The 13,084-nt window shown below is 71.1% G+C and carries 13 protein-coding genes; all 13 read left to right on the forward strand.

The window, feature by feature from the left end; all coding sequences use genetic code 11:
• The first annotated feature begins 58 nt into the window (after positions 1 to 58).
• The 13 genes from hemE to hemL all read left to right on the forward strand — a co-directional run bounded on the left by hemE (position 59) and on the right by hemL (position 13,014).
• Entirely contained in the window at positions 59 to 1,096 is a 1,038-nt protein-coding gene (gene hemE / locus IEW87_RS03405; protein WP_188710894.1) for a uroporphyrinogen decarboxylase, read from the forward strand.
• Positions 1,093 to 2,607, forward strand: coding sequence for a protoporphyrinogen/coproporphyrinogen oxidase (locus tag IEW87_RS03410; RefSeq protein WP_188710895.1), 1,515 nt, complete (start codon positions 1,093 to 1,095; stop codon positions 2,605 to 2,607). Before hemE ends, IEW87_RS03410 begins: the two co-directional genes overlap by 4 nt.
• Before the next feature lie 81 nt (positions 2,608 to 2,688).
• The gene (locus tag IEW87_RS03415; protein ID WP_188710896.1) at positions 2,689 to 3,027 is read left to right on the forward strand and encodes a hypothetical protein; all 339 of its coding nucleotides are present in this window, start codon (positions 2,689 to 2,691) and stop codon (positions 3,025 to 3,027) included.
• Positions 3,027 to 3,449 (forward strand): phage holin family protein, encoded by a 423-nt coding sequence (locus IEW87_RS03420; protein WP_188710897.1) that lies wholly within the window; start codon positions 3,027 to 3,029, stop codon positions 3,447 to 3,449. The genes IEW87_RS03415 and IEW87_RS03420 overlap by 1 nt, the downstream gene beginning before the upstream one ends.
• Positions 3,439 to 3,705, forward strand: coding sequence for a hypothetical protein (locus IEW87_RS03425; RefSeq protein ID WP_188710898.1), 267 nt, complete (start codon positions 3,439 to 3,441; stop codon positions 3,703 to 3,705). The genes IEW87_RS03420 and IEW87_RS03425 overlap by 11 nt, the downstream gene beginning before the upstream one ends.
• Before the next feature lie 58 nt (positions 3,706 to 3,763).
• The gene (gene hemQ, locus IEW87_RS03430; protein WP_188710899.1) at positions 3,764 to 4,441 is read left to right on the forward strand and encodes a hydrogen peroxide-dependent heme synthase; all 678 of its coding nucleotides are present in this window, start codon (positions 3,764 to 3,766) and stop codon (positions 4,439 to 4,441) included.
• 3 nt (positions 4,442 to 4,444) lie between these two features.
• Positions 4,445 to 5,485, forward strand: coding sequence for a hydroxymethylbilane synthase (gene hemC / locus IEW87_RS03435; RefSeq protein WP_229730898.1), 1,041 nt, complete (start codon positions 4,445 to 4,447; stop codon positions 5,483 to 5,485).
• Positions 5,482 to 6,318: a uroporphyrinogen-III synthase gene (locus tag IEW87_RS03440; RefSeq protein WP_188710900.1), complete on the forward strand. Its 837-nt coding sequence runs from the start codon at positions 5,482 to 5,484 to the stop codon at positions 6,316 to 6,318. The genes hemC and IEW87_RS03440 overlap by 4 nt, the downstream gene beginning before the upstream one ends.
• Entirely contained in the window at positions 6,315 to 7,298 is a 984-nt protein-coding gene (hemB, locus tag IEW87_RS03445) for a porphobilinogen synthase (RefSeq protein ID WP_188710901.1), read from the forward strand. The genes IEW87_RS03440 and hemB overlap by 4 nt, the downstream gene beginning before the upstream one ends.
• An 82-nt stretch (positions 7,299 to 7,380) precedes the next feature.
• Positions 7,381 to 9,723, forward strand: coding sequence for a glycoside hydrolase family 3 N-terminal domain-containing protein (locus IEW87_RS03450; protein WP_188710902.1), 2,343 nt, complete (start codon positions 7,381 to 7,383; stop codon positions 9,721 to 9,723).
• Positions 9,724 to 9,725: 2 nt separating this feature from the next.
• On the forward strand, positions 9,726 to 10,700 hold the full coding sequence (locus tag IEW87_RS03455; protein ID WP_188710903.1) for a sugar phosphate isomerase/epimerase family protein: 975 nt from the start codon (positions 9,726 to 9,728) through the stop codon (positions 10,698 to 10,700).
• Between the two features lie 10 nt (positions 10,701 to 10,710).
• Entirely contained in the window at positions 10,711 to 11,682 is a 972-nt protein-coding gene (locus IEW87_RS03460) for a 3-hydroxyacyl-CoA dehydrogenase family protein (protein WP_188710904.1), read from the forward strand.
• Between the two features lie 18 nt (positions 11,683 to 11,700).
• On the forward strand, positions 11,701 to 13,014 hold the full coding sequence (hemL, locus tag IEW87_RS03465; protein ID WP_188710905.1) for a glutamate-1-semialdehyde 2,1-aminomutase: 1,314 nt from the start codon (positions 11,701 to 11,703) through the stop codon (positions 13,012 to 13,014).
• Positions 13,015 to 13,084: the final 70 nt, after the last annotated feature.

Here is a 13,084-nt window from a genome sequence, read left to right on the forward strand (position 1 = left end):
CCCGCCAACGCGACCGCGCTCTCGGGGGATCCCGAATCGCCGGTGGGAAGATGGAGCCATGTCTCTCATCGATGCCCCGCTCCTGAGTGCGCTCCGCGGCGAGCGCCCCGAGACGACCCCCATCTGGTTCATGCGCCAGGCGGGTCGTTCGCTCCCCGAGTATCGCGAGCTTCGCGTCGGCACCGAGATGCTCGACGCGTGCCTCACCCCCGACATGGCCGCGGAGATCACGCTGCAGCCCGTCCGCCGGCACGGCGTCGACGCGGCCATCTTCTTCAGTGACATCGTCGTGCCGCTCAAGATGATCGGCATCGACGTCGAGATCGTGCCGGGTCGCGGGCCGGTGTTCGCCGACCCCGTGCGCACGGCCGCTGACGTCGACCGGATCACGAGCATCCCCGCGGAGGAGGTCGTCGCTGCCGCCGATCCGATCCGCGAGGCGGTGCGGATCACGACCGACGAGCTGCACCCGCAGGGCGTTCCACTGATCGGGTTCGCGGGCGCTCCGTTCACGCTCGCCGCCTACCTGATCGAGGGCGGCCCGTCGAAGGACCACCTCCGTGCGCGCGCCATGATGCACGCCGACCCGCAGTCGTGGGACCGGCTCGCGGGCTGGCTCAGCGACGTGGCCGCCGCCTTCCTCTCGGTTCAGGTCGAGGCCGGCGCGTCGGCCGTCCAGCTGTTCGATTCCTGGGCCGGGTCGCTCTCGCCCGCGGACTATCGCCGCTTCATCGCGCCCCATTCGGCCCGCGCGCTCGACGAGATCACCCAGGTGCCGCGGATCCACTTCGGCGTCGGCACCGGCCCCATCCTCGCGGACATGACGCTCGACGGATCCGTCGACGCCGTAGGCGTGGACTGGCGGCTCGGTCTCGACGAAGCGGCGCGCATCGTCGGACAGGACATCACGCTGCAGGGCAACATCGACCCCGCCCTGCTGCAGGCGCCCTGGCCCGTGCTCGAGGAGCACGTGCGCGAGGTCGTCGCCGCAGGTCGCGCCGCACGCGGTCACATCGTCAACCTCGGCCACGGCGTTCCGCCCGAGACCGACCCGACCGTGCTGACGCGCATCGTCGAGCTGGTGCACGCGCTGTGAGCGACGAGGCCTACGACCTCGCTGACCTGCACGAGCGGGCCGAGGATGCTCGCGTCGTCGTGGTCGGTGCAGGAATCGGCGGCCTCGTCGCGGCCCGCGAGATCGCGAAGCTCGGCATCGGCGTCACGCTCGTCGACGCCGCGGACGCCCCCGGAGGCGCCATCCGCTCGGCGCGTGTCGCGGGACTGATGCTCGACCTGGGGGCCGAGAGCTTCGCCACGCGCGGTGACCACGTCGAGCGCCTGCTCGACGACCTCGGGCTCGCGGACGAGGTCGTCACCCCCGGCACGGGAGCCGGCGGCGCGTGGGTCGCGGGCGTCCCGGGCGTCGGCGCCGCACCGCTTCCCGTGGGCGGCATCCTCGGCATCCCCGCCAACCCTTTCGCCGATGACGTGCGTCGCGTTCTCGGCTGGCGCGGTGTCTGGCGCGCGTATCTCGATCGGATTCGTCCGGTGCTCACGATCGGCCACGCTCGCTCCCTCGGCGAGCTCGTCGGATCGCGCATGGGCGCCAAGGTGCGCGACCGCCTCGTGGCGCCCGTGACGACGGGCGTCTATTCCGCAACAGCTGACGATATCGACCCCGACATCGCCGCCCCCGGCCTCAACGCGGCCGTCACACGCGCCGGATCGCTCTCCGGAGGCGTCGCCGCGCTTGTCGCCGACCGCCAGGTCGCGCCGGGCGGAGCCGTGCGGGGACTCCGCGGCGGGATGGGCAGGCTCGTGACCGCCCTCGTCGACGACATCGTCGAGCTCGGCGGCGAGGTTCGCCCCGGGGTGCGCGCGCTGGCGATTGAGCGCGCGGACGCGACCGAGCCCGAGGATCCGGAACCCATCGACGACGCCGAGCAGAGCCCGCGTGCGTGGCGCGTCACGCTCGCCGACGAGGACGCGCTCGCCGCAGACGCCGTCATCGTCGCGACCGAAGAAGCGCCCGCACGCCGCCTCGTCGCGCCGATCGCCGACGGCCTCGCGGCGGATCCGCCTGCCCCGGGCCCTGCGATCGCGATCGTCACGCTCGTCGTTCGCAGCGACGCCCTCGACGCCGCTCCGCGCGGCACCGGCGTGCTCACCGTCCCGGGATCCCACCGCGCCAAGGCGCTCACCCACACGACCGCGAAGTGGCAGTGGGTGGCCGACGAAGCGGGCGCCGGCGTGCACGCGCTGCGCGTGTCGTTCGGGTCCGCGGACGGACCGCCCGCGACCGACGGCCTCTCCGCGGCGGATGCCGCGACCCTCGCGCTCGCGGAGGCGTCCGCGCTGCTCGGCGTCGATCTCGACCGCACGGCACTCATCGCCTCGCGCGTGGAGCGCTTCGCGCAGTCGCAGCCCGCGTCGACCATCGGCCAGGCCGAGCGCACGCGCTCCGCTCGTGCCGCGATCCGCTCAGCCCCCACGATCGGGGCGGTCGGCGCGTGGCTCGCGGGCACCGGCCTCGCGCAGGTCGTGCCCGACGCGATCGCGGAAGCCGACCGGATCCGTCGCGCGGTGCTGTTTCCCGAATCCGACTGAATTTTCAAGGGGCCTGCATCATTCCACTTCGGGAATGTAACGTAGCTGTCGAAGCTCTTCGGACTCATCTAGGGGGTACCCATGCGAGGAAAGCTCGGTCTGATCGTCGGCCTCGGCATCGGCTATGTGCTCGGCACCCGCGCGGGTCGCGCGCGCTACGAGCAGTTGAAGGCACAGGCTGAAAAGGTCTGGGAGCTCGACGCCGTGCAGAAGCAGGTTGGCAAGGCGAAGGATTTCGCGCAGCAGAGCGCGATGACGATCCCGCGCGTCGCGTGGGACGGCCTCACCAAGGTCGCCAAGGCGGCCGCGGAGACCTCGGGATCCGCCGAGGACAAGGCTGAGGCCGCCGCGGGCGAGGCGAAGACGGCGGCTCGCAAGACGAAGACCGCGGTCTCCGAGGCAAAGAAGGCAGCCGACTGATGGCCCGCGACCGACAGGCATCACCCCTGCGCGACCGCGCCGACGACGGCCTGTTCACGCTGATCGGCGACGTTCCCGATCTCGTCAAGAACCTGCTCAAGGCCGAGCTCGACGCGATCAAGAAGTACGTCGGCACGCTCGTCAAGCACGGCGGCTGGACCGCGATCTTCGCGATTGCGGCGCTGTTCTTCCTGTTCTGGACGATCCCCGCGTTCCTCGCGTTCCTGATCATCCTGCTCGCCCTGTGGCTGCCGCTGTGGGCCTCCGCGCTCATCGTGCTCGGCATCGGCATCGTGATGATCGCCCTCTGCGGCATCTGGGCATACGTGCGCCACGTGCGCGCCATCATGAAGCTCGAGAGCCCCGGACAGGCGGCGAAGGCCGACGCGGCGATCGTGAAGGAGTTCGCGGATGAGTTCTGAGTCCTCTCCCACGGTCGTCCCGAGCGGCATCTCGGATCCCGTGCAGCTGGCGCGCGCCGAGCTGAAGGCCGCGCTCGCCGCGATCGAGATCAAGGCGAACTATCCCAAGCGCATCTCGAACGCGACCGACCGCGCCGTGCGCAAGGCGCGCGCGGTCGCCGCCAGCCGGCCCGTCGCGGCGCTCGCGGGCATCGTCGTGGGATCCGCCGCAGCGGGCTCCGCCGTATGGGCACTGGCGCGCGCGATCTCGCGCTGATTGAGCGTTCGCACAGGCAGGATTACCCTCATCGGCTCCAGAGGAGCAAGATGGAGGCATGCCCGAAAACTCTGCTCCCTCCGGTGATAACTTCAGCCTCTGGACCGTCTGGCGACGTGATCCGCAGCGCTCGGTCGCCGCGGACGACGCCGGCGAGCTCGCCGCCCTCGTCGAGGAGCTGAGCGCCGACGGCGTGACGATCCGCGGCTTCTACGACGTCAGCGGAATGCGCGCCGACGCCGATCTCATGGTGTGGTCGCACGGGCCGAGCGCCGAGCAGCTGCAGGATGCGGTCCGCCGCCTGCGCCGCACGAGCCTCCTCGAGACGCTCCTGCCGACGTGGAGCGCCATGGCCGTGCACCGCGACAGCGAGTTCAACAAGGCCCACATCCCCGGCTACCTGCGCGGCGAGCACGCGCGTGACTGGCTCGTGGTGTACCCGTTCGTGCGCAGCTACGACTGGTACCTCCTGCCCGACGACGAGCGCCGCCGCATGCTCGCCGACCATGGCCGCCGCGGTGCCGCCTTCAAGAGCGTCGTGGCGAACACGATGCCCGCCTTCGCGCTCGGCGACTACGAGTGGATGCTCCCCATGGAGTCCGACTCTCTCACCGACCTCGTCGACATGATGCGCGACCTGCGCTACACCGATGCACGTCTCCACGTCCGCGAGGAGCTGCCGTTCTACACCGGACGCCGCATCGAGGTCAGCGACGTCGCGGACGTATTGAGGTAAGTCATGACGAACGAAATGACGCCGATCCGCCTCGGAACCCGACGCAGCAGGCTCGCGGTCGCGCAGTCGGGGACGGTCGCGCGCGAACTGGAACGCGTCTCAGGTCGCCCGGTCGAGCTGGTGCAGATCACGTCCGAGGGCGACACGAACCGTGCCTCGCTCGCCTCCCTTGGCGGAGCCGGCGTCTTCGCGACGCGGCTGCGCGAGGCGCTAAGGGCGGGGGAGTGCGACATCCTCGTGCACTCCCTGAAGGATCTCCCGGTCGAGCAGCCGCCCGGGCTCGTGATCGCCGCCACGCCTCCGCGTGCCGACGCCCGCGACGTCGTCATCACGCGCGACGGCATCACGCTCGACGAGCTTCCGCCGGGGTCGCGCATCGGCACGGGATCCCCGCGCCGCATGGCGCAGGTGCGGCGCGCCAACCCGCAGGCGGCCGTGCATGACCTGCGCGGCAACATCGACTCCCGGATGGGCCGCGTCCGCGACGACGAGCTCGACGCCGTCATCCTCGCCGCTGCCGGTCTCGTCCGTACCGGATCCGATGATGCCGAGATCCCCACGGTCGCCGGCCTGAGCGTCGAACCCCGCGTGCTCTCGTCCTGGCCGACAGCCGCGGGGCAGGCCGCGCTCGCCGTCGAGACCCTCACGGACGCGGATCCGCAGCTGCTCGCCTGGCTCGGCGAGCTCGACGCCCCGCTGACGCGATTCGCGGTCACGCTTGAGCGTGCGGTGCTCGGGGGGATCGAGGCCGGCTGCCACGCGCCGGTCGGGATTCACGCGCAGACCTCCGACGGCACCGTCCACGTGCGGGCCGGCGTCTACGACGATGAATCTCACAATGATGTCACGCTTGACCATTCTGAGCGCCTCGATGGCTTCGAATCCCTGATCGAGGGGTATATTCAGGCACGAGGCAGCGGCGCTGCTGCCGACAGCTCGGGCCTGACGGTCCGGGCACGCGAGATCGGATCTGAGCTCGCGCGTCGGCTGTTGCGCTATGGGGCAGCCGACATCGTGAACAGAGAGGCGGCCCCATCTTCATGACGAAGGAAGCCAAGGCGGAGAAACCCCTCACCGGGTGGCGCGTGCTCGTGCCGCGCGGTGGCCCGTGGGGTGACGATGTCGCGGCGCGGCTGCGTGCGCAGGGCGGGGTCCCTGTCGTGTCGCCGCTGATCAACTTCGCTCCTCCCGAAGACAGCACGCAGCTGGAGCACGTCATCGCCGAGCTGGCGGCCGGGCAGTACGCCTGGCTGACCGTGACGAGCGCGACCACGGTCGACGTCCTGTACGCCTACGGCGCGCAGATCCCGCAGACGACGAAGATCGCCGCCGTCGGCGAGACGACTGCCGCCGCGCTCTCGGCGGTCGGGTACCCGGTCGACCTCGTGCCCGAGCACGACAACTCGGCCGAAGGCATGGCCGCCGAGATGATCGCGCTCGAGCCCTCACCCAAGCGGATCCTGTGCCTGCGCAGCGAGATCGCCAAGCCGGTGCTCTCGGTTCGTCTCGAAGAGGCCGGGCACGACGTCAACGCCGTTGTCGCCTATCGCACGGTCGGCGTCCCCGCGACCGATCGTGTCCTCCGTGACGTCAACAACGGCCGCATCAACGCGATCCTCGTCACGAGTGGATCCGTCGCGCGCCAGGTGCGCGAGCAGTTCGCGCAGATCCCCGATCAGACGGTCATCGCCGCGATCGGTCCCCAGACGGCTCACGACGCCTCGGGCGTCGACCTCCCGATTCAGGTGATCGCCCCGGAACGCACCGTCGAGTCGCTCATCGACGCGCTCGCTGGCATCCCCGTGCCGCCGCCCACGCCCGACGCGCTGCAGATTCCGCCGACCGACGTCCTCGATCTCCGCGAGGAGAAGGAGTGAGCTTCCCCACCCACCGTCCGCGTCGCCTGCGCCAGTCGGCGCCGGTGCGCCGTCTGATGGCGGAGACGCGCGTCGCTCCCGCGCAGCTCGTGCTGCCGATGTTCGTCCGCGAGGGGATCTCCGAGCCGCGGCCGATCTCGTCGATGCCCGGGCAGGTGCAACACACGCTCGACTCGCTGCGTCGCGCGGCCGTCGACGCGGCGGAGGCGGGCATCGGCGGGCTCATGCTCTTCGGTGTTCCCGCCGTGCGCGATGCGACCGGAAGCGGCGCCGTCGACCCGAACGGGATCCTCAACCTCGCGGTCGGCGAGATCGCGCGAGAGGTCGGCGACGCACTCGTCGTGCAGACCGACCTGTGCCTCGACGAGTTCACCGACCACGGCCACTGCGGCGTGCTGACGCCGTCCGGGGCCGTCGACAACGACGCGACCCTCTCCCGGTACGCCGAGATGGGCGTCGCGCAGGCGCGGGCGGGATCGCAGCTGCTCGGGCTCAGCGGCATGATGGACGGCCAAGTCGCCGCCGTGCGCGAGGCGCTCGACGAGGAGGGCTTCACCGACACGATCCTGATGGCCTACTCCGCGAAGTACGCCGGCGCGTTCTACGGGCCGTTCCGCGAGGCCGTCGACTCCCGGCTGACGGGCGATCGCCGCACGTACCAGATGGATCCACCCAACGCGCGGGAGGGCGTGCGTGAGGCCTTGCTCGACATCGAGGAGGGCGCCGACATCGTCATGGTCAAGCCCGGCCTGCCGTACCTTGACGTGCTCGCCGACGTGCGCGGATCCGTGGACGTGCCGGTGTGGGCCTATCAGGTGTCGGGCGAGTACTCGATGGTCGAGGCGGCCGCCGAGAAGGGGTGGCTCGACCGCCGCGCGACGGTGCTCGATTCGCTCACGTCGTTCGCGCGCGCGGGCGCCGACGCGATCCTCACCTACTGGGCTGTCGAGGCCGCGGGGTGGATCCGCGAGGACGCGTAACACCCACCGACACCTCGCCGACCGGTCCCGGGAGCGGCTATAATTGTTGCCTATCAGACCAAATTAGGCTGGAGTGTCGACGATGACGCATGCCCCCGACGGCGATGCCGCACGACCGGCATGGAGCGACCCCACCGCGGATCCGGACCAACGGGTCGAGGCGTTGCTGGCGCAGATGACCTTCGACGAGAAAGTCGCGCAGCTCGGCGGCTACTGGGCCGATCGGCGGGACTCCACCGAGATCATCGCGCCCATGCAGGACGTCTTCTCGGCGGGGCGGCCGCCCTTCGAAGAGGCGACGAACGACGGCATCGGGCATCTCACGCGCGTCTTCGGCACGACCCCGGTCGCCCCGCGCGACGGAATGGCGCAGGTCGAGGCCGCGCAGCGGTACCTGATCGAGAACACGCGGCTGGGGATCCCGGCGATCGTCCACGAGGAGTGCCTCACGGGCTTCACGACCCTCGGCGCGACCGTCTACCCCGCTCCGATGGCATGGGCGGCGACGTTCGACCCGGCGCTCGTGCGCGAGATGGCCGGCGCGATCGGATCCGACATGGCGGCTGTCGGTGTGCACCAGGGGCTGTCTCCCGTGTTGGACGTCGTCACCGACTATCGGTGGGGGCGCGTCGAGGAGACACTTGGCGAGGATCCGTACGTCGTGTCGACGCTCGCGACCGCCTACGTGCGCGGGCTGCAGGAGAACGGCGTCATCGCGACGCTCAAGCACTTCGCGGGCCACGCCAGCTCGCGCGGCGGACGCAACCACGCGCCGGTCGCGATGGGCGAGCGCGAGCTGCGCGATCTCGTGCTGCCGCCGTTCGAGATGGCGGTGCGCGTCGGGCACGCCGCGAGCGTCATGAACTCGTACACCGAGCTCGACCACGTCCCCGCCGCCGCCGACCGGTGGCTGCTCACCGAGCTGCTGCGCGGCGAATGGGGCTTCGACGGCACCGTCGTGTCCGACTACTGGGCCGTCGCGTTCCTCAAAGCGAAGCACGGCGTCGCGGCGACCGTAGCCGACGCGGGGCGCCTCGCCCTGCACGCCGGACTCGACGTCGAGCTGCCGGACATCGCCGCCTACCGCCAGCTCACCGAGGGCGACCCGGATCCGGATCAGACCATGGCCGACGTCGAGACGTCCGCGCGCCGGATCCTGCGGCAGAAGCTCGACGCGGGTCTCCTCGACGCGGACTGGCGTCCACGGGGCCCGGAGGACGTCGACTTCGACAGCCCGCGCAACCGCGCAATCGCCCGCCGTCTCGCCGACGAGTCGATCGTGCTGCTCGACAACCGCGCCGGCGCGCTTCCGCTCGCGGCCGACACGGCGCGGATCGCGGTCGTCGGCCCCTGCGCCGACGACCCCCGCGCGATGATGGGCGCGTACTCGTACCCGATCCACGTGCTGCCCCGGCACCCGCAGCTGGGGCTCGGGCTCGACGCGAGCGCGATCCCCGAGGCCCTCGGCGCCGTGCTTCCTGACGCCGACGTCGTGGCCCTGCGCGGGTGTCCGCTCGTGGACCCACCCGACGTCGACGAGATCGCCCGCGCGGCCGCGAACGCCGCCGAGAGCGACCTCATCGTCGCGGTTGTGGGCGATCGCGCTGGCATGTTCGGCAAGGGCACCTCGGGTGAGGGATCCGACGCCCCCAGCCTCGACCTTCCCGGGTCGCAGGGCGACCTCGTCGAGGCGTTGCTGGCGACCGGCCGTCCCGTGGTGCTCGTCGTGATGTCGGGGCGACCATACGCGCTCGGAGCATACGTCGACCGCGCCGCAGCGATCGTCCAGGCGTTCATGCCGGGCGTCGAGGGTGCGCACGCTCTCGCGGGCGTGCTGAGCGGATCCGTGAACCCGAGCGGGCACCTGCCCGTGCAGATCCCGCGCACGAACGGCGCCCTGCCGCACACGTACCTCGCGCCACCCCTCGGACAGGACGGCGACCGGATCAGCAACCTGTCGATCGCCCCGGCCTTCCCGTTCGGCCACGGCCTGTCGTACACGTCGTTCGCATACGGCGAGCTGCGGCTCGACCGCGACGCGATCGCGACCGACGGCACCGTCACCGCCGAGACGACCATCACCAACACCGGATCGCGGCCCGGCGCGACCGTCGTGCAACTGTACGCGGCCGACCCCGTCGCGCAGATCACGCGACCGGTGCAGCAGCTCGTCGGCTATGCCCGCGTCGACCTCGCCCCCGGCGAGACGGCCCGCGTGGCGTTCGAACTGCACGCCGATCGCTTCAGTTTCACGGGGCTCGCCCGGCGCCGCATTGTCGAGCCCGGCGCGCTACTGCTGACCGCGGGGCTGTCGCTGACGGACGTCGGCGACCCTGCCGAGCTCACGATCGAGGGGGCGGTGCGCGAGGTCGACCGTCCCGTGCTCGAGACTCCCGTCACCATCCACCCCACCGCGAAGGACTGACGATGTACACCGCCCAGACCTGGCCGATCGCCGCCGCCACCCTCCCGTTCCCGGGCCGCACGAGCGACGGTCGCAGCGTCGCCGAGGCGGGAGCAGAAGCGTGGGCGGGGCCCCTCCGCGAGGTTGCCGACGCCGGCTTCAACCTCGTCGACCTCACCGACTCGTGGCTGCGGATCGGGGACCTTGACGAGGGCGGGCGGCGCGACTTCGCCGCCGTCTCGCGCGAGGCCGGGGTCGAGGCTGCCTCGGTGTCCGTGATCCGACAGAGCGTCACGGATCCAGCCACGGGCGAGGCGAACCTCGACTACAGCCACCGCACGCTCGACGCGGCGGCCGCGCTCGGCATCGACACGGTGTCGTTCGGGCTGCACCGTCCGCTGACGGCCCGGCAACAGGAGCAGCTGTGGTTCTGGACGGTTGAGGGGCACCAGGACGACCCTGCCGACTGGGAGCTCGCCGTCACCCGTCTGCGCGAGCTCGGCCGGCACGCCGCCGAGCTCGGCATCGTCATGTCGCTCGAGATGTACGAGGACACCTTCCTCGGTACGGCCGACTCCGCCGTCAGGCTCGTGCAGGACATCGGGCTCGACAACGTCGGCCTCAATCCCGACATCGGCAACCTCGTGCGCCTGCATCGTCCGATCGAGCCGTGGTGGGACGTCGTCGAGAAGACGCTGCCGTACGCGAACTTCTGGCACGTGAAGAACTATGCGCGCGACGAGGACGTCGCCCGCGATTCCTACGTCGCGCTGCCGACGCCGATGCGACAGGGCGTCATCGACTATCGCCGCGCGTTCGCGTACGCCATCGAGAACGGATTCCAGGGCGTCATCTGCGCGGAACACTACGGCGGCGACGGCCTGAGCGTCTGCGCCGACAACCAGGACTACCTGCGCCGCCACGTGCTTCCCAAGCGCGACGGATACGCCGCCGGAACGAGCCGCGTGCAGCAGCCGCCACACCGGACGACCACATGAAGGGTGCGACATGACGAACATCGCGATCATCGGCAGCGGGTACATGGGCGGAGGCATCGCACAGATCTTCGCCCTGGCGGGGCACGATGTCGTGCTGGCGGACGTCTCCGGCGAGGTCGCACGCGCCAACGCCGAGCGGGTGCACCGCGAGGCCGCGGAATTCGAGGAGCAGGGGCTGTTCCGCGCGGGTGCGGCGGCGATCATCGCCGAGCGGATCACCGCGGCGGACTCGATCGAGGAGGCCGCCGCTGGCGCGGACTACATCGAAGAGGCGGTTCCGGAGCGCATCGACATCAAGCACGACACCCTCCGCCGCGTGTCCGAGGCGAACGCGACCGCGGTGATCGGCAGCAACACATCGACGATCTCCATCGCGAAGCTCGCGGAGCCGGTCGTGAATTCCGAGCGCTTCCTCGGCGTGCACTTCTCCAACCCCGCGCCGTTCATCCCTGGCGTGGAGATCATCCCTCACGCCTCGACCGACGAGACCGCGGTCGAGGTCGCCGGCGCGCTCGTCAGCGGCGCCGGTAAGACCGTCGCGCGCGTGGCGGACTCGGTCGGGTTCGTGCTGAACCGGCTGCAGTACGCGCTCTTCGACGAGGCCACAAAGCTCGTGGAGGAGGGCGTCGCGAGCGCCGAAGACGTCGACAACATCGCGCGCTCGACGTTCGGGTTCCGGCTGCCGTTTTTCGGGCCGTTCGCCATCGCCGACATGGCGGGGCTCGACGTCTATGCGTTCTGCTACGAGTCGCTGCACGGCGGCTACCCGGACCGGTTCCAGACGCCCGAGATGCTCGCGAAGCTGGTCGAGGCGGGAACGCTGGGCACGAAGACCGGCGGCGGGTTCCGCGACATCGACCCCGCACGCATCGACGAACTCGTCGCGTACCGCAACCGCGTCTACGCGAAGATGGCCGAGGTGCTCGACGAGGTCGGCCCGTCGCCGTTCGACGAGGGCCCGACTGAGGAACAGCACACGTAAGCGCGAGATAATAGCGGGATGGACCGTAACGACGAGCTCTTCGACCGTGCCCGCCGCGTCATTCCCGGGGGCGTGAACTCGCCCGTCCGCGCATACGGATCCGTCGGCGGCACGCCGCGCTTCCTCGCGTCGGCGCGCGGTGCGTACGTGACCGACGCCGCCGGGCAGGAGTACGTCGACCTCGTCGCGACGTGGGGCCCCGCGCTGCTCGGCCACGCGCACCCAGACGTCGTCGCGGCCGTGCAGGCCGCCGCGGCGCAGGGGCTGTCGTTCGGCGCCCCGACCGAGGGCGAAGTCCGCCTCGCGTCGCTCATCGCGGAGCGCGTGCAGGCGGGAGGACTCGCACCCATCGAGGAGGTGCGCCTCGTCTCGACCGGTACTGAGGCGACCATGACCGCGATCCGCCTCGCCCGCGGCGTCACCGGCCGCGACCTGCTCGTGAAGTTCGACGGCAACTACCACGGCCACTCCGACGGGCTGCTGGCGGCCGCCGGATCCGGCGTCGCGACGCTCGCGCTGCCCGGCACGGCCGGCGTGCCCGCGTCGGTCGCGGCGTCGACGCTGGTGGTTCCCTACGGCGACCTCGACGCCGTACGCGAGGTCTTCGCCGCGCACGGCGAGCGCATCGCCGGCATCATCGTCGAGGCGGCGCCCGCGAACATGGGCGTCATCGAGCCGCCGGCCGGATTTAACGCCGCCCTCGCCGAGATCGCGCACGACGCCGGATCCCTGCTCATCGTCGACGAGGTGCTCACCGGCTTCCGCGTGCACCCTGCGGGCGAGTGGGGGCGCGAGGTCGAGGCCGGCCACCCCTACGAGCCGGACATCATCACGTTCGGCAAGGTCGTCGGCGGCGGGATGCCGCTCGCGGCGCTCGGCGGCAAGCGCGCCGTCATGGAGCAGCTCGCACCGACCGGGCCCGTCTACCAGGCGGGAACCCTCTCGGGGAACCCGCTCTCGGTCGCCGCGGGGCTCGCGACGCTCGAGCGGGCGACGCCCGAGGTGTACGCGCACCTCGATCGCGCGGCCGACCAGGTGACCACGGCGCTGTCTGCCGCGCTCGCCGCCGAGGGCGTCGCGCACGCGATCCCGCGGGTCGGATCGCTGTTCGGCCTCGTGTTCCGTGACAGCAAGCCCGCCGACTACACATCGGCGAAGCAGCAGGACGCGCACCGCTTCACGCCGTTCTTCCACGCCATGCTCGACGCGGGCGTGCACCTGCCGCCGAGCGTGTTCGAAGCGTGGTTCGTCACCGCCGCGCATGACGACGAGGCGCTCGGACGCATCGTCGAGGCACTGCCCGCCGCGTCGCGCGCCGCCGCCCGCGCCTGACGCGGGGCGGGGAGGGCCGCGGGAACGGAGATCGACCCGTTTCGAATGTCTGAGGTCCGCCGTAGCGTGT

Source organism: Microbacterium faecale (genome assembly GCF_014640975.1).
Lineage (GTDB): Bacteria > Actinomycetota > Actinomycetes > Actinomycetales > Microbacteriaceae > Microbacterium > Microbacterium faecale.